The 23,100-nt window shown below is 43.2% G+C and carries 17 protein-coding genes; 3 read left to right on the forward strand and 14 right to left on the reverse strand.

Annotated elements, in window-relative coordinates:
• Positions 1 to 6: 6 nt before the first annotated feature.
• The 7 genes from ACFQZI_RS11345 to ACFQZI_RS11375 form a co-directional block, all read right to left on the reverse strand.
• Entirely contained in the window at positions 7 to 1,272 is a 1,266-nt protein-coding gene (locus ACFQZI_RS11345; protein ID WP_377142599.1) for an ABC transporter ATP-binding protein, read from the reverse strand.
• Entirely contained in the window at positions 1,272 to 2,132 is an 861-nt protein-coding gene (locus tag ACFQZI_RS11350) for an ABC transporter permease (RefSeq protein ID WP_377142601.1), read from the reverse strand. Before ACFQZI_RS11350 ends, ACFQZI_RS11345 begins: the two co-directional genes overlap by 1 nt.
• Positions 2,125 to 3,246: a glycosyltransferase family 4 protein gene (locus ACFQZI_RS11355; protein ID WP_377142603.1), complete on the reverse strand. Its 1,122-nt coding sequence runs from the start codon at positions 3,244 to 3,246 to the stop codon at positions 2,125 to 2,127. Before ACFQZI_RS11355 ends, ACFQZI_RS11350 begins: the two co-directional genes overlap by 8 nt.
• Positions 3,239 to 5,020: an asparagine synthase (glutamine-hydrolyzing) gene (asnB, locus tag ACFQZI_RS11360; RefSeq protein WP_377142605.1), complete on the reverse strand. Its 1,782-nt coding sequence runs from the start codon at positions 5,018 to 5,020 to the stop codon at positions 3,239 to 3,241. The genes ACFQZI_RS11355 and asnB overlap by 8 nt, the downstream gene beginning before the upstream one ends.
• 128 nt (positions 5,021 to 5,148) lie before the next feature.
• The gene (locus tag ACFQZI_RS11365; RefSeq protein WP_377142607.1) at positions 5,149 to 5,664 is read right to left on the reverse strand and encodes a UpxY family transcription antiterminator; all 516 of its coding nucleotides are present in this window, start codon (positions 5,662 to 5,664) and stop codon (positions 5,149 to 5,151) included.
• Positions 5,665 to 5,679: 15 nt separating this feature from the next.
• Complete coding sequence (locus ACFQZI_RS11370) at positions 5,680 to 8,100, reverse strand: GumC family protein (RefSeq protein ID WP_377142609.1); 2,421 nt, start codon at positions 8,098 to 8,100, stop codon at positions 5,680 to 5,682.
• A 592-nt stretch (positions 8,101 to 8,692) separates the two neighbouring features.
• Complete coding sequence (locus tag ACFQZI_RS11375; protein WP_377142611.1) at positions 8,693 to 9,286, reverse strand: hypothetical protein; 594 nt, start codon at positions 9,284 to 9,286, stop codon at positions 8,693 to 8,695.
• Positions 9,287 to 9,582: 296 nt separating this feature from the next.
• On the opposite strand from ACFQZI_RS11375, the gene ACFQZI_RS11380 reads away from it, so the two are divergent.
• Positions 9,583 to 11,136 (forward strand): IS630 family transposase, encoded by a 1,554-nt coding sequence (locus ACFQZI_RS11380; RefSeq protein WP_377142613.1) that lies wholly within the window; start codon positions 9,583 to 9,585, stop codon positions 11,134 to 11,136.
• Between the two features lie 1,003 nt (positions 11,137 to 12,139).
• Here the strand turns inward: ACFQZI_RS11380 and ACFQZI_RS11385 are convergent.
• From ACFQZI_RS11385 to ACFQZI_RS11415, 7 genes are all read right to left on the reverse strand, one after another.
• Positions 12,140 to 12,946: a 5'-nucleotidase, lipoprotein e(P4) family gene (locus ACFQZI_RS11385; RefSeq protein ID WP_377142615.1), complete on the reverse strand. Its 807-nt coding sequence runs from the start codon at positions 12,944 to 12,946 to the stop codon at positions 12,140 to 12,142.
• Positions 12,943 to 14,262 carry an alkaline phosphatase family protein gene (locus tag ACFQZI_RS11390; RefSeq protein WP_377142617.1) on the reverse strand — a complete coding sequence of 440 codons (1,320 nt, stop codon included), beginning with the start codon at positions 14,260 to 14,262 and terminating at the stop codon, positions 12,943 to 12,945. The genes ACFQZI_RS11385 and ACFQZI_RS11390 overlap by 4 nt, the downstream gene beginning before the upstream one ends.
• The gene (locus ACFQZI_RS11395) at positions 14,247 to 15,701 is read right to left on the reverse strand and encodes a SusD/RagB family nutrient-binding outer membrane lipoprotein (protein WP_377142619.1); all 1,455 of its coding nucleotides are present in this window, start codon (positions 15,699 to 15,701) and stop codon (positions 14,247 to 14,249) included. The genes ACFQZI_RS11390 and ACFQZI_RS11395 overlap by 16 nt, the downstream gene beginning before the upstream one ends.
• An 11-nt stretch (positions 15,702 to 15,712) precedes the next feature.
• The gene (locus tag ACFQZI_RS11400; protein ID WP_377142622.1) at positions 15,713 to 19,144 is read right to left on the reverse strand and encodes a SusC/RagA family TonB-linked outer membrane protein; all 3,432 of its coding nucleotides are present in this window, start codon (positions 19,142 to 19,144) and stop codon (positions 15,713 to 15,715) included.
• Between the two features lie 114 nt (positions 19,145 to 19,258).
• On the reverse strand, positions 19,259 to 20,269 hold the full coding sequence (locus ACFQZI_RS11405) for a FecR family protein (RefSeq protein WP_377142624.1): 1,011 nt from the start codon (positions 20,267 to 20,269) through the stop codon (positions 19,259 to 19,261).
• A gap of 70 nt (positions 20,270 to 20,339) precedes the next feature.
• Positions 20,340 to 20,906: a sigma-70 family RNA polymerase sigma factor gene (locus tag ACFQZI_RS11410; protein ID WP_377142626.1), complete on the reverse strand. Its 567-nt coding sequence runs from the start codon at positions 20,904 to 20,906 to the stop codon at positions 20,340 to 20,342.
• Positions 20,907 to 21,031: 125 nt separating this feature from the next.
• Positions 21,032 to 21,187, reverse strand: a complete 156-nt coding sequence (locus tag ACFQZI_RS11415; RefSeq protein WP_377142628.1) for a hypothetical protein — start codon at positions 21,185 to 21,187, stop codon at positions 21,032 to 21,034.
• A gap of 163 nt (positions 21,188 to 21,350) precedes the next feature.
• Here ACFQZI_RS11415 and ACFQZI_RS11420 point away from each other — a divergent pair, with 163 nt between their 5' ends.
• Both ACFQZI_RS11420 and ACFQZI_RS11425 read left to right on the forward strand, forming a co-directional pair.
• A complete protein-coding gene (locus ACFQZI_RS11420) occupies positions 21,351 to 22,466 on the forward strand; it encodes a CehA/McbA family metallohydrolase (protein ID WP_377142630.1) in 1,116 nt (371 codons plus the stop codon).
• 24 nt (positions 22,467 to 22,490) lie between these two features.
• The gene (locus ACFQZI_RS11425; protein WP_377142632.1) at positions 22,491 to 23,099 is read left to right on the forward strand and encodes a hypothetical protein; all 609 of its coding nucleotides are present in this window, start codon (positions 22,491 to 22,493) and stop codon (positions 23,097 to 23,099) included.
• The last annotated feature ends 1 nt before the right edge of the window (position 23,100 follow it).

Below are 23,100 nucleotides of genomic sequence, written 5' to 3' on the forward strand. Positions count from 1 at the left end.
ATTGTATTATTTTTCGTAACTAACGGTAAAATCGAGTCTGGGATGTATAACCCCCGGAGCTAAAGCACTGTTGCTGCCTTTGCTTTCATTTTCTACTTCGAAGCCTATAAAATCATCTGCACCAAACAACAGGTAACGCTGGTTTTCACCAAAAATAAGCTTAAACGAATAGTTACCCGCGTTTAACAAATAGGGAGGGATGATACATTTGACGTGATATAAACCTGTTTTGGAATCGTTATTGGCGGAGATGAGTACACCGTTATGAAACACGGGTATCTCATCGCTGTTTTTCAATTCGAAAGTAGCATCCAGATTGATGCCCGCTTTTTGATTGAAAAAGGTCATTTCAAAGCATAGTCCGGTTGAAATGGCAATGCTTTCACCCGTAAGTGATCTGATCTCGAATTTTAATACCCGTATAAATTCATTACCTGGGGCGGTATCTAGCCCCCCAATGTGTTCAAAACGTGACTTGGTATTGTTATTTGCCTGGTAAAAGCTTACTGCCTCAAGTTGCTTGCCGTTGTAAGTCAATTCGCCATTTACCATTACGATGCCCCGGTTACAAAGGGCTTTTACCGCCGCCATATTATGGCTGACAAAAAGCACAGTGCGGCCTTCACTTTTACTTACATCACCCATTTTGCCAAGGCATTTTTTTTGGAATTCCGCATCGCCTACGGCAAGTACTTCGTCTACTATTAGTATTTCCGATTCGAGATAGGCCGCTACCGCGAAGGCAAGGCGGACATACATGCCCGATGAGTATCTTTTTACAGGTGTATCTATATATCGTTCAACGCCCGAAAAGTCAACTATCTCGTCGAATTTACGTTTGATCTCGGCTTTGCGCATACCCAATATGGCGCCGTTTAAAAATATGTTTTCGCGGCCGGTCAGCTCCGGGTGAAACCCTGTGCCTACTTCAAGCAGGCTGGCTATACGGCCCTTAACCCTTATGGTACCGGTAGTTGGTGATGTTACGCGGCTAAGTATTTTTAAAAGTGTGCTTTTGCCGGCCCCGTTACGGCCAATAATACCTACCGCGTCGCCTTGCTCAATTTCAAAGTTAAGGTCCTTAAGGCTCCACACCACGTCGCTTATCCCTTTGGAGGTGCGGTCGTTGGTTTCGCCAATTTTAAGGAACGGGTCGTCTTTTCCCCTAAGCCTGGCCCAATATCGTTCCAGATCGCGGGATATGGTACCGGTGCCAAAATCGCCCAGTTGATAGGCCTTAGAGAGGTTGTCTACTTTTAACGCTTTAGCCATTATACCGTATCAACAAATGTTTTTTCAACCTTATTAAAAATAACTATCCCGGTAAGTAGAATAACGATGGTTACTGTTAAACTGTACAACAATAACTCCCAGCTAAAAGCGCCATTGCCTAAAAAGCCGTACCGGCAGGTTTCTATAACGGCGGTAAGCGGGTTAAATTTAATGAGCCACGAATAAGCAGCATATTTTTTAACCACTTCTGATAAGGGGTACACTACCGTGGTCGTATACATTAATAACGGCACTCCAAATGTAACTACAAAAGCCAGATCGCGGTACTTGGTGGTCGCGGCAGATATGATCATACCCAAACCTAATCCCAGGGCTGCTATCATTAGTATTAAGAACGGGAACAAAGCGATATATATATTAGGCGAGATGTTATAACCCGACAGCATGTAATAAAGTAGTAGTATGATAAATAATATAAACTGAACGCCAAACCTGATAAGGTTTGAGAACACGATACTAAGCGGCATAATTAAACGCGGAAAGTACACTTTGCCCAACATGGCCGAGTTATCTTTAAAAACGGTTGAAGTTTTGGTTAAACATTCGGCAAAATAATTCCAGATAATGGTGCCTGCAAGGTAAAATACCGGGGCAGGAATGCCATCGGTTTTTATGCCTGCAAGGTTGCTGAATATAAGGTTGTATACAATTATGGTAATAATAGGCTGCACAAAGAACCAAACAGGCCCAAGCACCGTTTGCTTGTAAAACGAAACAAAATCACGGCGTACCAACAGCCACAACAGGTCGCGGTAGTTCCAAACATCTTTCAGTTTGAGATCGAATAAACTGCTTTTGGGCTTTATCTCAAGGTCCCAGTAGTTTTGGGGCTCAGTCATGTGTCAGCATTTTTTGCAGTGTATCAATATAGGTTTGCTCATTAAAATGATGCAGGCAGGTTTCTTTTAAATGTACGCGTTTTTTTAAAGTTAAAGGCTCTGTTAAATGCTTTATTATTGTATTTTCCAGTTCCTGCTGGTCTTCGGTGTTTATAGCTGTGCCCAGCTCTCCGTTACGTATAGCATCAATACTGCCATCGGCGTTGCCGCATATAACCGGCAGGCCGCAAGCCAGGGCCTCAATAAAAACAATTCCAAAGCCTTCTTTTTTGCTGGGTAGTACAAACAGATCGGCAGTTAAAAAATGGTCCGGTAATTCTTCTTCTTTTATAAAGCCTGTTAAAATAACCTGCTGGGTTACCCCCATATCTTTGATTAGCTGTTTTACACGCAGGCCTTCCAATTCATCAAATTTGCCGGCCAGGATATATTTTATTGAAGGGAACTTATGTTTAAGCGTGCCAAGTGCTGTAATCACCATGTCGTGCCCTTTATATAGCTCGGTAGAGGCAAGCCTGGTTAGCGTAAAAATCACCGGGTCGGTATGTTTTAAACCATAACGATCCATTAAGTATTTGGGCTTCTCAAAATTGCCGGGCAGTTTCATAAAAGGATCTAAAGCATTGTTTAAAATCACACATTTATTCAGATCGACATGATGCAGGGAACTCATTTTTGCCCTGGTGAAGTTACTAACGCAGATAATTTTATCGCATCGTTTTAACAAGTGTTTTTTATGAACAGGTAAAGGCCTCCAAACTTCAATGCCATGCGCTATTAGCCAAACACGGGTTTTAGGGCTGCGAAGTTTAATTAGCAAGCCTACCAGCGCTAGGTTAATATGGCTTAATATAACTACGTCGTTTTTTTTTGCTGCAAATAAGGTTTTAGTAATAAATGTTATGCGCCTTTTGCCAAAGCCCTTAAAATTTTGAGCGGGTGTATACTGCGGCATAAGATCTCTGTCATCATCGTAAAGCGAGGCCAGCTTAAACTTCCAGTTATTTTTGCTGCAAATGGTGTAAAGCGAATGTGCCAGGGTGCGGGTCATCTTTTGAATGCCGCCCGTTGTGCTAAATGTTTGTAACGAAAAAAGCGTAATGTTTTTAGACATAACCCTGAACCTGGTATAGCGCAAAAGCCCTTGACCAGTGTAATTCTCCCCTTTTAAACTTAGTAATTGCTTTTTTAGCTTCAGCACTACTATAATTAGCCTCGCTGCTTATAGGTTCATTAGAGGCCATCCAGTCCTGAAGCGGAAAGGTAAAGCCCATTTTGGGCCTGTTCCATACAGCATCGGGCAACAGGCCTTTAAACGCGTCTATCAATATTTTTTTTGGCTGCTTGTCATTAAACCGTACCGAAGGGTGTATTTGCGATACATATTGCTGAAAATCCTCGTCGAGGAATGGCACCCTAACTTCAAGACCTTGGCTCATGCCCATAACGTCAGTATCGTGCAGTAACTGGTTTTGCATATACATGTTAGTTTCCAGCCATGCGGCGCTCAGTTTATCATATTTCTTAAAAGCGGGTATATCCAGATCATCGAACAATATGCCGTTTACTTCGTCTTCATCCATCCCGGTAAACTTAGCTATATCTACAGGCGCGTATAGGCCGCGCAAAAACAGATAATCGGCCACCGTATCGTTATGTTCCAGGTAGCCAAATTTTTTAACAAGATCTTTATTGAACAGCTTACTTAGAGCGAAGGACGCGGCAGGTAACATTTTAAGATAACGCAAATAGTTAATGCGGCTAAAAGAGGGGTAGCCGCCAAGTAATTCATCGGCGCCAATACCCGATAATACCGTTTTTAAACCATCATCATGCGCGTATTTACTAATGAACCACGAATTAATGCCGTCGGTAGTTGGCATATCCATAGCGCCGAGTATCTGTGGTAAATATGTTTCAAATTGCTCCCGGGTAATCAGGTGTGTAAAGTTATCGCCACGCAGCTTATCTAAAATAGCATGTTGGTAGGCCCGCTCATCATATGCCTTTTCGTTAAAAAATATGGAAACGGTTTTTAAGTCGGGGTTTTCTTGCGCGGCGAGCAGAGTGAGCAAACTGGAATCGATGCCACCGCTCAAAAATACACCTATAGGGGCATCGGCAATTAGTTGCCTTTTTATTGCTGTTTGTAAGTGATGTTGTAAGCCCTCCAGTATACTTTGTTCATCATTTATGTAATTTACCCGCGCCTGATGAGTATAGTTTGTGATAGTGTAAGCGCCATCTTTCGCGTAGCGTAGGTAATGCCCCTTAGACACACTTCGTACCTTTTTTAAGGTTGTAAAAGGCTCGGGTATATGCCCAAAAGCCAGCAGCCAAACAGGCCAGCGATTATCTACTGTGGTAACCACGCCCGAGGCTTTGAATGCCTTTATTTCCGAAGCAAATGCAACTTGCCCATCCTTTATGTTGTAATACAGTGGTTTAATGCCGGTTGTGTCACGTACAAGGTAGGTGTCCTGACTGGTGGTGTCATAAAGGGCAAAAGCAAACATGCCACGCAGTTTGTTAAACGAGTTTGTGCCCCAGTGTAAATAAGCCTGTATAATTACCTCTGTATCGGTATCGGTTTTAAAACTGGCCCCTAAAGCTTTTAACTGGGCGCGAAGCTCAAGGTAATTGTAAATTTCGCCGTTGAAGGTTATCCATGCTTTGGCGGCAACATCTGTCATAGGCTGGTGTCCGGTTGCGCTGAGGTCTATAATAGAAAGGCGGCGATGCCCAAATACTAATCTGTTATCTGCGCTGCAGTAAATACCGGCATCATCAGGCCCGCCGTGCTGTAACGCGTTACACATTACAGTTACAATTTTTTCCGCTTCTTCTCTGTTTAGTTTATTAGTTACCAGCCCTGCTATCCTGCACATTAGATATTAGTAGATATGGCTTCGCCCCGTAAGTCACATCTTTATCATGCAACCTATTAGTTGTCAGCAATTTGTATTTATTGCCGTTATGTATATATATGCGCCTTAACTTACAAATTTTAAATAAGCTAAAGCCTGTTAATTAATGATGCTGCAACATTTACGATTATTGAGCAACCCAGGTTCTCTAAGCGTAATAATAGCTGTTTTTGCGAACGGTAAGCTATTATCTCTCCAATAATACCTTTTAGGGGGCCTGCTTTTATCTGTATTTTTTCTCCCGGCTGTAAGTCCTCTTCGGTTACTTCTAATTCGAGGGAACTTGCCATTAACAATTTCAGGTCATCTATTTGCCTGTCGGGCATGGCGGCTACCTTTCCCGAAAAGTATATAAAACGTGCTATACCTCTGGTCATTAAAACGGCGCCTTGTTCACTGGCAGCAATGCGTACAAATAAATACGATTTTATAAGCGGTTCTTCTACCCATTTTTTCCTGTCGCTCCACAGTTTTAAACGGCGGTTAAGGGGCAGATAAGCTTCAACACCTTTTTCTACAAGGGCTGCGTAAGCTTTTTTTTCTGCTCGCGGATGCGTGTAAACAGGATACCATTTTACGTTACTATTACTTGCCGTTAAAGTCATACTGTAAAAGAACACTTATTTTTTGAACCAGCGACTGAAATTCCACCACTTCTTTTTCTCGTTTTCTATATAATAACCGGAGCTTTCATAACCGCTGTAATCAGAATAATAATAATACTTACCGTAATTTTCGCCGGTAAAACGTGTGGTGTAATACCTTGAGTGTAAAAGGTCTTCGGCAAAAGCGTTAAGCACTATCACAGTGTTATCCAGATGATATTCCTGTGCGATACGTTGCGGTATGGTGGCCGCATAGAATTTCGATTTACCTGACCGGATCACAAATATATTGATGTCGCTTGCCCGTATTAGCGGTATGGCATCAGATACAAGGCCGATAGGCGCGGTATCTACCATGATAATATCGTAGCGCGTTTTAAGGTCTTTGATCAACTCATCCATCCTTGCGCTATGCAAAAGCTCTGATGGGTTTGGCGGCACAGGGCCGGAGGTGATCAGGTAGAGGTTTTCCTGCGATGTTTTTATAATAATATCCTCCAGGTTAGATTGCCTCGACAGATAAGTGCTAAGGCCGGCATCGTTAGGTACTTTAAAAGTTTTATGCAATTTAGAGCGGCGTAAGTCGGCACCTATGAGCACAACTTTTTTATCAATGAGAGATAGGGTGCTTGATAAATTAACCGCGACGAAAGATTTACCTTCGCCGGCTACTTCTGATGTGATACAGATCACTTTACTTTTCTTGTCCGCAGCCAAAAAATTTAAATTGGTACGCACAGACCTGACCGATTCTGCAAACATGGTCTTAGGCTTACTTACAGCCAATATCTGCGAGTTATCATCGTCTACTTTTTCAGGAAACTCCCTTATTACTCCGATGATTGGAACAGAGGTAAGGCTTTCGACCGTCTCTTTATCGTAAATATAGGGATTCAAAATTCGTATCAACACAATTAGACCTAGGCCCGTGATCAGGCCAAATATAATGGCTGAGCGGTGTATTGAGTGTTCGTCCGGTGATACGGGTGACGAATTAACTTCGGCGCGTTCAACAATAGTAGCGCCCGGAAGGATACCGGCACGGCTGATTTGAGCCGATAATTTCTTCTCTTCGAGATAGGATAAAACTTTTTCGTTTACCTCATAAGGCCGGTTTAGAGCGATAAGGTCGCGTTCGGCCACTGGGAATACGGCGATCTGTTTATTAACAACCGTTAATTGTGACGACAAATAATCAAAATTTCGTTTCAAACCGGCGTAGGTTGCATTAATGCTGTTCAACGCGTTGTTCTTCACTTGTAGTATCAACCGGTTGATATCTTGTATGGGTTGTGAGCTATAATTATAAGTTTTCAGCAACTCATATCGTTGGTTTAGCAAATTGTCCAACCTTTCTATCAATGCTGAAAGCGCCGGGTCGATGTCTTTCCCGGCGTTGAAGTTTAGATTTACGTTGTTTTTCTCTTTATCTATTTGTTCCTTTAATTGATCTACAGCAATTAATTGAAGTTTTAGAATAGCTTGCTGAGACTCTATTTCTTTCGCTTTCGCCAATGCGTTCTCGGCGGAGGTGCTCACCTCCATCAGCTTATTTTTTTGCTTGAATTCTAAGATTGATTTTTCAGACCCTTTCACTTTACTTGACAAATACTCCAGCTGTTCATTTATAAAGCTGATCATCTGCGTTGCCGACTGGGTTTTGCGGTTACGATCGTAAAGCAGGTACTCCCTCATGATCGCGTTCAAAATATCAGCCGCAAACCTTGGATTTGCATCTGTCTGCTGAAGCTGCAAAATATTGGAGTTTTTAACCAGCTCTGCAGTTCGGAGACCGCCTCTAACGCGGCCAAGTAGATCGTCTGGTGTGTTGAACTTAAATAAATATACCCCATTTGTGGCTATATTTTCAACTGTTTTGATTCGGAAGGTAGTAGCCCCTATGGTAATAGGGTTGTTGTAGCTGTGGGTTTTTAAAATTTCTTTTACACCCTCTTTATAGGATAAACTAAACGTGGTCTTACTGATTGCTTTAAAGGTTATAATATCGCGCACATAGTTGACGCTATCAAACCGTAGAATCTGAATGTCAAGAGGCTTTTCAGGATATATGTCGCTCGTTCTGACCCGTCCTTCAATATAAAAACTTATAGGGTAATTGAGGTCTTTTATGGCAGCTAATATAACAGTTGGACTTTGTATGACAGATGTTTCGCTCTGGATTTTTGACGGACCACGTTCCGATGTTGTGATAGCATTTGTCAGGTCTGCCAGCTCGGACTTTTTTTCTTCCAGCTTCATGGTGCCGGATGTGGCGTACGTTTTTGGTGTATACCAAAGGTATGCATATGAGCCAAGCATGAATACCAACAGTGAACTCGCTATCCAATACCAGCGACTAACTAATATCTTTCCTATTTTAAAATAGTCAATTTCCTGGTTAGGCAATCTTTTAACGATCTTCTCTGTTTCTTCCATTAAATGCTTTAAACATTATGAGATGCACTATTTTTGTTCGCACGCAAACAAATCAAAACTACATAATTTAAGGTTAACCCGCATACTTATTTATACATTGGGCAGGAAGCTGTTATACGGATAAGGTGTTATATAGTTAGTCTTTCTTGGTTATTTTTGTGAATTAAGTTTCATGTCCCCATCAGCCATTGTATTTATCACATCATGCATCGAACGTATTTGAAGGCTACAATACGATCGCTGATATCCACGGCAAATGTTGGAAGCTATCTCTAGTCAGATCAAAAGCCAAAACCTAGCTCACAGGATGTTGCAGATGGATCGTCAAACTGATCAGAACTGAAAAAGGTCAAAGATCATTAAGAACTGTCGTCGACCGATAATCGAAAATTATACTGATGCAGGAAATCAGGTTATCTCCAAGCAGTTTGAATTAGGCCTTAAGATATTCAGTATGAGCGAACGGTTGGTAAGTTAGGTAAAAGTAATCGTATTCATTAAAAGAATGGAAGGGTAAACATTTCTGCGTTCTGTAAGTTTTTTGCTGAGAGTGCCAAAATTAATCTGGTGAACAAGGCCGTTCGAACGAGGTCTACAAATGAAACTCTTTCAAAAGTCCGGATTTGACAATACCCATATCAACGGACATATCGTGATACACCTGATCATAATGGTGCAGCATGTCAGCTACAGCATCGTTGCGCAATCGATAAAGATCGGTTTGTTCTTCCGGCAGCGCGTGCGCGATTTGCTCGGTAATATCCAAGACCCTAAGATATAATTCCTTAGACCTCAGGTTAGTTGTGATCACTCTCTCGCTGGTTAAGGAAACATCAAAATATAATTCCACCAAATTGGACTTCCAGTTTTCGGCATCCAGCTTCTCCATATGACCGTTTAACTTCGAGATTTCCTGTTGGAGGAAATCAAGGCTTTTTCCGCTTCTTGAAGTATTGTAATTGGCCCAGTAATCCATGTTCTTCTTGATGATGGCCATCTTTTCACCGGTAACGAAATAAAAACTTTCGGTGATCTCTACCAGTTTGTTGCGGAACGTATTTTTAAGTTCGGTCTCCGATTTCCTTTTGTCTCCCAGATAAGCAAATAAACCGGTTAACAATTGTGTCAACAAAGCACCTATCAGTCCTGAAAAGGCACTTACCTGTAATATACTGTTGCTTTCCATGTGGTTCACCTTACCTTTATTTTCTGCGGCAAAATACGCCGGTGTAGTAGTTTGTAGATGCTAATCACTTTAATCACTTTAATCCTTGATCCTTTAGAACATAGCTTATATACGCCCGGCTTACATAATTCTTACTGATAAAGGATAAATTTTCAGACACCGTTGTTGTTGCTTATAAATTCTTAACTTCATCCTAAAGCAAAATTACACAAACCTACTTTAATTACTAATTAAATTAGTAATTAAAGTAGGTTTGTAGGCTTCTAATGATGTTAAATAACGAAAAGTGATCGCTTATGGAAAGGATACCCTTATCGAAATCCAGCCGCGTCCGGGAGGAATGCCTGAAGGGAAAAGTCCATTGTTCTAAACTAGCGGTCGAGCTTGGTATTAACCGCAAGACGGTAGCCCGGTACATTAAGGAATTCAATGAAATCAGGCAGTTGTATCCCAACCAGGTAAAAAATGTTAGTTTCAGACTTCCCCCAAAAAAACGCGAAAGAACGCAGCTCTACCATGACTTGATGGTGTTGCTGCCTGTTTTGATTGATCGCGCAATTACCCCCTGCCTCATGGTTACCCATCTATGGGCTGATTACCGGTCAGTCTATCCGCATGGTTATGGGCTTTTCTGGTTTGGGGCTCATTATAATATCTGGCGAAACGAACATCAAATCTGCAGGTATAGCCATCGCCGGGTAAGATCGATCAGTCCCGGCGAAGAAAAAATCTTATTAATATGGCGAAACGCAGGCAGCCGGGAGCGGTGGCAAAAAGCGACCGTTATTTTAGGATCATTTGCTAACCGGCCATTGAGTGAAATGATGGCGCAGGTTGAAAAAACGAGGGATACCTTACTTATTTGGATCGATCATTTTAAAACAGGGAGTATTGCGTTACTGGACAAACAGCATTATACCACATCACCCGATTTGTTGGAGCTGGTCAGGGTCAAGCAGGAAAATCTGACCAAGCTATTGCATCAAACCCCTCAATTACACGGGTTCAACCGGGCATCATGGCGCGTCGCTGATCTTTGCGTTGCCTATCAGCAGGTATACCAGTTACCGATAAGCCGGAGCTGCGCGTTGGAAAACCTGCATAAAATGGGACTAGGCTACTACAAATCAAGGGAATTGCTAACCAGCCCTGATCCGGATTTTCGTCCAAAACTTGATCATATTAAACAGATCCTGACTCATTTGGGTGAAAGGGAGCGTTTCTTCTCGGTAGATGAATACGGCCCATTCGCCATCAAAATGAAGATAGGCAGGAGCTTTACACCCGCGGGACAGATAAAAACTGTCGCGCAGGCTCAGAAAAGTAAAGGATTCATAATCGTTACTGCTGCACTGGAGCTTGCGCATAATCAAGTTAGCCACATTTATTCGTATAAAAAAAATACCGATGAGATCATCAAACTGATCGATGTATTGCTTATCGAATATCGGGATACGGATAAACTTTATCTGTCCTGGGACGCGGCGAGCTGGCATGCCTCTAAAAAGCTTGACGGACACCTGGTGCACATCAATTCAGAAGGTTACCGGCTCGAGCACGGAACACCAAGGGTCGAACTTGCCCCGTTACCTGTGTCGGCGCAGTTTCTTAATGTCATTGAATCGGTATTCAGCGGCTTAGCGAAGGCGGTCATCCATAATAGTGACTATCAGTCGGTCGACGAATGCCGAAAGGCCATTGACTGTCATTTTCACGCGCGCAATGCACATTATAAAAAGCATCCTCTTAAAGCGGGCAAAAAAATATGGGGCAGTGAGATTGTCGTACCGGAATTTAATGAAGGGAAACACGCCAAAAGTTTAACTGGCATGCGTGGAGCAAGGGCATGAAACTTCTAACCAGCTTTTGAGGAAATATTGGGCGGTTGTACAAATCTATCGGGGCCTCAAGCCCTCATATCGGTTATGTCAAAACAAAGATGAATAGCCTGCAAAAGCCTAATTGCATCCGCAATTACAAATTTGTTTATTGCACAATTAGCATCAAAGTGTAGCGTTTGTACCATGTCAATCGTAAAGTATTTTATAAACCTATGTGTCATGATTAAAACGAAGCTATCCTTAATATTGTCCATCATTATATCATTCTCTTCTGTATTAATTACTGGTTTTTTCCTGATTAAACACATGGAATCGTTATCTCTTGGGTCCATATTATGGATATTGGGACTATGTGTTTTCATTCTGGGGGTGATGATAAGCTTTCTATTTTTATATGACCTCTTGCGTTCCGGCAGAAAAAGAAAGCACATTAGGTTAGGGTAATTTAAGTTCGCCGAAGATTGTGTTGCCTTCATAGTATACCGTATACTTGGCTACTTAATCGAATAATATTTAAAAAAATCAGGTATATCGCTTGAATGAAAAATTTGACCACAGACTTAATAGACGACTTTCGTATAATTGGAGGTATGCAGGAGAGATAGAATTGATTTCAGGCATTCTCCAGGATATTCACCATTTTCCAGTCCGAATGTGGCTTGTGGCGGTACGAATCTGTGTATGTGATCAATCATATGGTGATAAAAGATATGAGTTTCAAAAGTACTTGTTCACGTGACAGGAACAGAAATAATTTTGTCTTCAAATACTTTTGAAAACGCTTAGGCTTCCTGCTCATATAATAGTCCCGCTCTGCTATCGTAAAACAGGATTGTAGCCCGTAGCGGAGTATCCGGGCGTTTTAGCGATCAGACAATTAATATCTCATAACTTCAAATTTTGCAGCCACTAGCCTGCTCAAAGGCCCTCTTGTTGAGACACATTTTTCTAGCATAAATGATTTATAAGGAACGAGCAAAGTATACAAAAGCTTCGGCTAAAATCGCAAAGCTTATTTAATTAACGCTTTCAATATGTTGTTCTTATCGTTCAAAGAACGCTCCCCTTTTTGATAGAGCCTGTCTTCCCAACTTCCGTACATGGTATTTGGGAAAATGATAAACCGACTGCCAAAATTATTGATATTATTGCCCGCCTGAGCAGTCCTCATAGCCGGATCTGCTACATCGAAATCTTTGCTGAAATCGCCAAGGTTATCGCCCATAAGTAAAAGCACATTATGGGTCTTCCTGATTGCTTTCCGTCTGTTTTCTTTGCTCGATCCACCTTCTCCCATAAGAAAAAGATGCGCATCATCGGTGTTGGGTAGGCCAAATTTTCTCAAGTTCTCTAAGGTGGCCTGCCGCTCTTTTGCAAAACGATTGGTTACATAAAACACTGTTACACCAAGTTCCTGAGCATGCTTAAGAAAGCGGACCGCCCCCGGCACTGTATCACACTTGAGCTGCGCTGTCCACTCTATCCATGATGAATCACTATAGGTTTCCCCCTTTTTAGCCCTGTCAACAAAATAGGGGCTGTTATCCAGTACCGTTTCATCTATATCCGTAATGATGGCTTTAGGTAAACTGGATTTCTGCCTGGCATATTCTTCCAGGCGCAACTTAGCGATATTGTACGCCTGATAACATAATGCTTTGTATTCACCTGCGCGCTGCTGGTAGAGCGCACCCCAGGCAGGGCCACCCGGTAGTAACGCGAGATTGTTGTCCGGCGCTGTGTGCTCACCGGATTGCCGACAGGCGGCAAAAATAATCACCACTGATAACCATGTCAATCCGACAAATTTTTTCATCATTTCTTAGCCTCCGGCACGATCCATTTGTTAACGGTATTATATGGAGCCTCCAATACTAATTTATAAAACATGGACGGGCGGTCTTTAACGCTGATGAACACATGTTGGTCTTTCACTGCAACCTCACCGATCAGTTGGTAATCATCCGGCTTGCCAACCTGATAATCGTTAGTTTTCGCCAGCCATATTTTTACTATACCGGCAGGGTCAATTGCTTTCCAGGTGATATCCAGGTTGCCTTGCACAAATAAGGCAGCTGGCTCGGCTACAGATACTTTGCCGATCAATGGCGTGCCATCGATCTCGCGCTTTACATTAACCGGGACATTAATATCCATGAAACGGGTTATGGTTGGCATAATGTCAACAATGGCAGGCTGGTAACGTTCAGCATACGTATTCAACGGGCGGTAATTGGTAACCATCCACGTATTGCGCTGGCGCGGCGACTGTCCACCATGCCCTCGGCCGGTCTTCTCATCACGGCCGTGGTCTGTAGTGATCACCAGGAGCCAGTTCTCCTTAAAATGCTTTTTACGGAACTCTATCGCTTCGAATAATTTCCCCATTTGCACATCAAGCATTTTAACAGCATTATAAAATTGGGGGCTATCGCCGTGCGCGTGGCCCATATCATCGGTGTACTCCAGGTAAACCCAGGAAAGGTCAGGTCCATTCTTTTTGATGGTTGATGAAGCCGCAGTAACTACCTTTTCATCTATCATGTGCATGTAATTGCTTGCGATATCATGCTTAAAATTTACGGTATCCTTTTCATAACCATCGAAATGATAGTCAACATCTACATTGCCGGCCTCCGGTAAATGGTAACCTATCAACTTGGTACGGTTATCTTCCCAGCTGGAAAAAATGGCGGTTTTTTTAGCCGGGTATTGAGCCTTAATTAGCCTGAATAGATTTTGATAATTGTAGTTTGGTGCCTTGATGTCATTATCGGGTACGTTGTGTTTATTAACCCAGCAACCTGTAAGCAAGCTGTTGTAACCCACTGCCGAAATAGTTGGCGTTTGATTATAAGTACCTGCGTCACCACCTACGTGCATACGGGTAAAGCTACCCTGAGCAATTATCTTTTTGATATTAGGCAGATCCAGGCGCTCTATCACATCGGCAGGGATGCCGTCGGCGATTACATAAACTGTTTTGTTGGTTTGCGCCGATAATCTTGATACAGCAGTTAAGATTATAAATAGTAAGCAGTGTAAAGTTCGGTTCGTCCTCATATAAATTTCTGTTAAAACCCTGCCCGATATTATTCGGGCAGGGTTAGCGTCACTTGTTATTTTATCAGCCACATTACACCGTTGATGTTGTCACCATCCGGATATTGCCTGCTGATGGCCTCTGAAACATGTTGTTGGTTCAATTGCAACTCACTCTCAGGGTACATCCAGCGTTTGGGAATCCTTTTATCATTAAGCATCCCTGCCCCTGATACGTCAAATACCGGGAAGCCTGTTCTGCGTTGTTCATAGAACGGCTGCCAGCCGCTGTTAAAGAAAGATGCGATGTACTTTTGAGTGATGATCTGCTGTATTTGGTTGCCTACAGTGATCTGCACACTTGGCTGCGACAGATACGTATCAATGGCAGCCTGATCGATGTTATAAAAGCGCATTGAAGCGGTCACACCCTTTTTGTAGTAATCCGCTGCGTTACCGGTTATCCAACCTCTGACAACACCTTCTGCCAATATAAACTGCTGCTCGGCATAACCCAAGGCGATGCTTGGTTCGTTAACCGGGTTATTGTAATATCTCGGGTTGATTTTTGAAGCTTCGCCGGCAACTACGCGTGTCTTGTTCTCGTTTACCGCCGCGCTGCCCCTTACACCACCGTAGGCATTAAAATTTGTAGCAGGTAACGCTGAATATTTAGGTGCTTTATCAGCAAAGCTGAACAGCCTCACGTCCTGTAAAGATTTTAACAGGTCAACAAACGTTTCTTCCATGTAATTAGTGGTTTGCATATCGTTGTTGTTGAAATAGGGGTAGCGATTGCTTTGCAGATCATAAAACTTCAATTGCGCGTTGTCCTCGTTACCGTTGTAAAGCGGATAAGTTCCCGGGGTGTTCACGATATCTGAAAAACGTTTCTTGATATTGAACTTAGCATCATCTTGGTGATGAGACATGCTCATTAATACACGCAATGATAAAGCGTTGATAGCACGTTTCCAGCGTTGCATATTACCGCTGTATACAATATCACCCTGCACGGCCGGGGTAGCCGTTGAGATGAGCTCATTAGCCGCCTGAAGATCATCAAGGATGCTGAGATAAATATCTTCCTGTTTATCATAAGCCGGACTAGTCAATCCTTCTTCACCTTTAAGGGCTTCGCTGTAAGGAATATCACCAAATGTTTGAGTGAGTTGCAAAAAATACCATGCGCGAAAAAATTTGGCCAATGGTATGTATTCAGGCTTGCCTTGTGCTGTCGCAGCCTGTTCCATTTTTAAAACCTGGCGGAGGTTGCCATAAGGACCAAAATTTGCTCTCGACCATCCATAATACTGGTTAAGGCTCACCGCATCGGTATACACCATCTGGCGGCTGGTAATAGCAGCTGTTATATCCGAAGATTGAAAAGCATTTTGCTCTATTGAGTTTAGCAGCAGATCTGGCGTCGCCAGGGTTGATTTATTAGGGTCAGTCTGAAATTCACTGAATTTCTTACACCCCGATTGTAGGAGTAGGGCACCTAATGATAGTATGACTATAACTTTTTTCATAAAACCAGAGATTAAAATTTTACATTAAGATTTAAACCAATAGATCTTGTTGATGGCGTCTGTAGGTTATCTGAAGCCGGATCGGGATCTACGTTAGGCATTTTTGAAAACAGCAGCAGGTTACGGCCCACAGCTGAAATATCTAAACCTTTAATAAATCCTTTTGATAACCACTGCGTTGGCACCTGCCAGGTCAGCGTGACTTCGCGAAGCTTAAGGAAGGTTTGCGAGAAATAGTTGTAATCATTGTTTGCGCCGTTGCTGGTGGTGGTCATATAATCGATATAATTGACCGCTTTGGTGTTTGGCGCATATGTACGGGTATCGCTTGTTATGTTTCCTAAAGCATCATACGTCACAGCACCGCCGGTTACCACTACACCCTTGCCGACATAGGTAGCTTTACCTGCATTGGCGTCTTCGCGATATTGGTTAACCGTACCTGGGTTGGTACCTCCCCACCACATTTTTTGGTTTGTAGTAGAGTACATCAGACCACCCAAACGGCCGTCAACCAGGAATTTAAATGAGAAGTTTTTGTACATGAACGTGTTCTCTACACCGTAGGTCCAGCTTGGGTCCGCATAACCAATGGGGCGGGCAAAATTGTCGTCTACCGGGAAACCGTTGCTTCCGTAGATCACATTTCCATTAGCGTCCGTTTGGTAGACGCCGGTTAGAATTTTATCGGTACGATCGCCGACTTTTAAGCCATTAAGTGTTTCCGCGCCACCGTAAATTTCCTTTAGATAACGGCGGTATTTGGCAATGTTTAAAGCTACATTCCATTTAAAATCTTGAGTACGGATAGGAGAACCAGATACAACAAATTCCAAACCCTTGCGCTGAAACACATTGCCGTTAACCAATTGTGTGTTGTATGCACTTGCAATTGACATCGGTATGTTAGCAATGTTGTTAAAATCGCGGGTTTGGAAATAGGTTGCCTCGAAACCGATTCGGTTATTAAACAATTTGGTATCTAAACCTATCTCCCAGCTATCAGATGTTTGCGGATTTAAGTTACCGGTAAGCAAAGCATCACCATAGGTCAATGAGGGCTGGCTGTTCCAAATAATACCTTTGGTAAATGATGGCAGGTAGGCATATGTGTAATCGTCATCAGTAAGCTTTCCGCTTGACACTCTTGACCAGCCGCCTCTCACTTTTAGATAAGTGATATCCTTTGGCAATTGGACCAGTTGCGAAATGACTACCGAAGTATTTAACGATGGATAAAAGAAGCTGTTATTTGCAGTCGGCAGGGTTGAAATGATGTCATTACGGCCAGTTGCTGTAACGTAGATGGCGTTAAGAAATTCCAGATCTAATACACCATAAACGCTGCTTGTTCTTCTTTCTTCAAGATAGTTATTGGCTTGCACAGGGCTCGCCGAATTGCTAAGGTTGTAAAAGCCGGGGATGGTTAAACCATCTGTATTGGCCGATCCGTATTTGTTGTTACGGTAATAATTAGCACCACCAAGTTGTGCATGGATCTTGAACTTGTCGGTAAACGTGTGGTTGTAGTCACCTATCAGGTCGGTATTGATATCAAAGTAATTGCCCGTCGCTACGGTGAACTGGCCTCTCGATTTATTGCCATAACCAATATAGCTTTTGGGTTCTTTGTAAGTCCGGTTAAGGCCGTAAGCATTCATGCCGTTTCTGAACTGTACCGAAAATTCCGGGCTAATCTTGTAAGACAGGTTTAATGACCCAAAGGTATTATCTTTATTATAACCACGCAGGTACTCATACGCCTGGAAATAAGGGTTGTTGTAGTAAGAGTTATTGTAATTACGTTGCTGGATGCCAACTTTACCTGGTGTCCAGTAATCCCTCAGGTCTTTGACACTTACATCGGCACCTGTCCATAGCACAAGGTTGTACAGGTAGTTGGTCGGGCCGTATCCCGTTTCAGGGAAATTGTTCGTGAACTGCCGATTATAGCTTAACCTTGCATCCATTGTAAGCGCATCTGATAACTTGTAGTTACCTGAAACTGTAAAAGAACTGTTGTTAAGGTCTGTATTAGGGACAATGCCTTTTTGATAAATATGCGAAGCTGATGCCCGGAACGACCCTTTATCAGAGCTTTGCATAATGCTTACATTGTTACTTGCAATAACACCTGTTTGAAAAAAATCTTTGACATTGTTTTTACCCCTCGATATAAAGGGTAGCGGAATAAGCTTTCCGGTTACAGGGTCTACAGGGCTGTTGAACTGTGGGGTCTCAAAATAGCCGCTTGGTGTACTGGGGTCGCGCTGGTCAAGCTTTGGGCCCCAGATCCATCCGGAACCTTCTGCACCACCACCGGAACCGTCCACATACGCGTATTTGCCGTAGTTACCCGCACCGTAAGTGGTTTGTACGTTTGGGATGCGGATAAAGCTTGGCTGAAACTGGGTAGATGAGTTAAGTTCAACGCTTAGCGTTTTGCCTTTACCCCGTTTGGTGGTGATCATGATAGCACCATTACCTCCTATTGAACCGTAAAGGGCAGATGCGTTAGCACCTTTTAGTACAGTTACATTTTCCACATCATCTGCATTCACTTTGTAAAGGTCGGCCGTTTGATCCGGGATACCATCGATAACAATTAGTGGTTTACGGCCACGTAATGAGATACCGGGGTCTTGGAACAGGTCTGTTGAGTTACGGATATTTAAGCCCGCTACACGGCCTGTTAACGAGTTGACCAGGTTGGGCTCGCGTGCTTTTATCAGATTTTCACCTTGTACTTCCTGTACAGCGTAACCTACTTTAGCCTTTTCTTTTTTAATACCCAAAGCGGTTACTACCACCTCTGATAGCCCTTTTGCATTTTCCTCTAAAACAACATTATACCGGTCTGCGTCGCCTATAGGAACTTCTTTTGGCTGAAAACCGATAAAGCTGAATACTAACAGGTCGCCTACATTCGCTTTAATGGAAAAATCGCCGTCCTGGTTAGTTACCGTACCGGTGTTGGAACCTTTAATCAATATAGAGACACCCGGGAGGCTCTCCTTTTTCACATCAGTAACGTGGCCTCTTATTAATTTTGGTGCGGCCTCAAATGCGACTTTTTTTACCGATGCTGCTTTCACCAATATCTGGCTGCCAGACTGACTATAAACGAAGTCCAGGTCTTTGCCTATTGTGTTCAGCACAAAATTTAGGCTCTTATCATTCACGGTAAGGTTTACTTTTTTACTGAGTAGATCGCCGTTATCAACGCAAATGAAAGTTACCTTGGTTTGTCGTTGTAACACATCAAATACGTTGCTTAGCGGCATATTTACAGCCCTCAGCGAACATTTGATCTTCGTGATCTCGTTATCTCCCTGACCTATATTATCAGCATATGTGAAATGGGAGCTTAACAGTATAAATACAAGGCCTAATACCTTGTACAACCTTGAAATTAAAGATGTAGAGTAAATCTTTTTTTTCATAATTTAGCAAATTCGTTAATAGATATTCAACAATTTAATAGCGATCGGACCGGCATTTCGCAGATGCCGGTTTCATTTTTTAAGTCCGTGCCTGGCAGGGCTTAAAAGGGAGTATTATTTTATCTGTTTTTTATCGGCATTTAGTTTAATGTAAATTTTATTCTCTTCCTTGTGGTAGGCCAGCATGCCTGATTCACAAATGGTTCTCATTACCTCTGCAAGGGTTTTGTTGTTAAAAGTGGCATACAACTTTGTATCGGCCGTTGCCTGATCGGTGAATATGATCTTTACACCATACATCTTCTCTATGCGTGGCGCTACATCACCTAACTTTTCGTTCTTAAATATCAGCACATTGTTAAGCCAGCTTAAAACCGCTATAGAATCAAGCTGACGCTGTAATACCTGGTGGCTTTGCTTATTAACAGAAAGCTCCTGTCCGGGCTTTAGAAAATATTCTTCGTTCACCTTATCCATCAGCTTTACTTTTACCTTACCTTCAAGAAGTGATACGGTATTAATATTTTGATTTTTTGTGGCATTAACATTGAAATGAGTGCCTAAAACCTGCACGCTCATGGCCTGGGTTTGTACAATGAAAGGCCTGTGCGGATTTTTGGTTACCTCGAAATACGCCTCACCAATAACGGAAACGATACGTTTCCCTTTTTCAAAAGCTGTTGGATAAGAGAATGAACTCTCCGGGCCAAGAACCACTCTGGTGCCATCAGGTAATACGATCCGCTTCTTTTGGCCGGATAATGTGGTCTCCTTCAAATAAGTGTTTTGTTGCGGAGGGAGCAGTAACCTGTAAGCAAACCACCCGGCAATCAATAGTACTAGAGCGGCAGCGGCCGGTATGGTGTAAATGCGGAGCCTTTGCACTTTGGCAGTCGCTAGCCTGTGCTCTTTTAAAGCAATTCTTGTGTGCAGTTTCGCCAACGCGGTAACACTGTCGGCACCGGCAGATCTTTTATATCCCAGCCAAACCCGCTTTACTTCCTCAAATGTCTGCTCGTTCTGTTTATCCGCAGCTATCCAATCAACCAACACTTCATTTTCTTCGGTGCTGGTTTGTTTAGACAGGTATCTTGTGATCAGCAGATAAAGCTCTTTTTCTTCCAACTTCTCTTTTGTTTATTGTAGAGACGTAAAGCGGACGAAACATCATGACAAGAAAAAACTTTTTTTTAAATTAAAAAGGCATATTGTTTAAGCGATGACTCTCTTTGAGAAATTTAATAGCCCTGTACATCTGCGTTTTAACGGAGTTGACAGATATTTCCAAAAGGTCGGCAATTTCCTGGTAGGTCAGATAATCTTCCCGGCTCATCCGGAATATCACCTGCATTCTCTCGGGCATCATCCCGATCAGGCGCTCCAGGTTCCTCTCCAGCTCTTTATAATCGAGTAACTGATCCGGCGTAGCGAAGTGGATATCCGCATCGACAGGCATTTCTTCAAGCGTCGTTAGCACTGCCAGTTTACTTTTGCGATAGTTGTCGTAAACACGGTTCTTGACGGATCTGTATAATAAAGAAGAAAGCGAGCTGTGAACAATGATAGCGTCACGTTGGCACCAAAAATGATGAAACACTTCCAGTACTATGTCTTCGGCAGCATCTGTAGGGTAAGGCAATAACGATTTACCAAAACGAAGGAGATTAGCGTAATACTTTAGAAATAATAGGTCAAAAGCCTTCGATTCACCCATTTTTACACGTGCGAGTAATTGAAAATCTTCTGATTGGTTAGCGGTCATATCGCAATCAAAGGTGTTGCGTTTATGTTAATTGGTTGTTAAATATAGTTCATTAAATTAAAAAGTCAAGCCGCCCCATATTAGAAGTCAAAATTTTACACTGCTGGACTACCAGCCGGTGTTTGTCATGAGGATGATGCAAGATCGCCTCCGGTCAATACCGGTCTGCATAGTAACGACGTTAAACACCTACCAACATTAAAGCGGATGATCCCTATCTGCACAATGGTTAGGTAAGTGTATGGCATAAAGGTGTCGGGATCGAAGAAGAGTTGCGTCATTTCAACCACACTCTATCCTGGAGTCTTGCTCCGTTTATAAACGGTTACTTTCCGGGTGATTTCACCCTGCTTATCAATTGTATTTTTTCTTACAATTGTTTGTAAATAAGACTTTTATAATTGCTGGTAATCATTTAAATTTAAAAAGTTAAACCTTACCTTCATGATCACACTACAGAGAATCCTATTCCTGTGCCTGCTTAGCTTGAGCAGCAGCGCGCAGAACTACCATTACTATTTCGGTAATATTCACAGTCATAGTTCTTACTCCGACGGTAATAAGGACAAGGCAAGCTCGCATGCGGCTACACCTGCCGATGATTATCGTTTTGCCAAACGTTCACAACACCTCGATTTTCTTGGAATTTCCGAACATAACCACAGCCAGGCCGGCATGCAGCGGGCAAACTTTAGCAGGGGTCTTGCCGATGCGGATGCCCAAAATGAGGACGGACGCTTTGTGGCGATGTACGGCATGGAGTTCGGCGTGATCAGTAATGGCGGGCATGTGGTGATCTATGGCATGGATAAACTCATCGGCTGGGAGCAAAACAATTATGATATCTTTTCTGCCAAGTCCGATTACAAGTCGCTTTTTCGGATCCTGGCTGACCATTCCGGTGCTTTTGCGACATTGGCGCATCCGGCGCAGACGGATTATAACCATCTGATCACTACCGACTATGATCCGGTCGCGGACCGGGCAGTATGCGGTGTCGCCGTGAGCAGCGGACCTGCTTTTTCGGTAAAAACGGATTATTCCGACCGCCCACCGATGAGCTATCTGAGTTATTATAAGCGGTTGCTGTCGCTCGGCTATATGGTCGGCCCAACAATGGATCATGACAATCACAATACGACATTCGGCAGGATTTCCCATAACCGCACGGTAGTGCTTGCACGGTCACTCAGCCGCGACAGCATCATGGCCGCTTACCGGGCCGGCCGCTTTTACGCATCCGAAGACTGGGATACGGAGGTAGATTTTAAGATCAACGGCTTGACCATGGGGGGGTATGTGAGCGGGCAGGAAGTACTGAAGATCAGCCTGAAAGTGCATGACCCGGATGGTGATGACCGGACAAAATCGATCAAACTGCTTTACGGCAAACCGGGAAGCGGGGTGATCCCGAAGGTCATGAAGACGTCCAAAGATTCGGATGTTCTGGAATGGCAGCAATCCTTACAGCCCGGGGACGCCTTTTATTATTACGCGGAAATTGTGCAGGCAGACGGTGACCGCATCTACACCGCGCCGATCTGGGCAAAATACAACTGAAACAAACCATCAACATTAACTGATATGAACCCTCAACTCATTTTCTGGATCGCATTTGCCGTGATCGGCATTTGCGTGGTCTACTTCAGTGTGAAGTACGACATGCTGAAGGAAACCAGCATTCCCGGCAGGCACCCTTACAGCTGGTCCCGTGTGCAGCTGGCCTGGTGGACGGTAATCATTTTAGCTTCCTTTACGGCTATCCTGTTTTTTCATCAACAGGCACCTGCACTGAGTACGTCGACGGTGGTCCTGCTGGGCATCAGTGCGGCCACAACAGCGACTGCCCGGATCATCAGTGTATCCGACAGGAATGACCCGATGGCGCAAATAAACCTTCAGGCGCAGCAAGGCGAGGGTTTCATCCTGGATATCTTATCGGACCAAAATGGGGTCAATATATCGCGTTTCCAGACAGTGGTCTTCAATTTTGTGTTCGGTTGCTGGTTTATTTACGCAGTCATCAACAATCTGATGCTTCCGCCGGAAGGCAATATTGACGCGATTATGCCGGAGATTTCGAACAGTAACCTGGTGTTGCTGGGTTTAAGTTCAGCTACTTATGCAGCCATTAAAGTTTCAGAAAATAAAACAACAGCCGCACCTCCACCACCGCCGGCAGTACATGAATAAG

It is taken from the genome of Mucilaginibacter lutimaris, assembly GCF_042676625.1.
In the GTDB taxonomy this organism is placed as follows: Bacteria; Bacteroidota; Bacteroidia; order Sphingobacteriales; family Sphingobacteriaceae; genus Mucilaginibacter; species Mucilaginibacter lutimaris.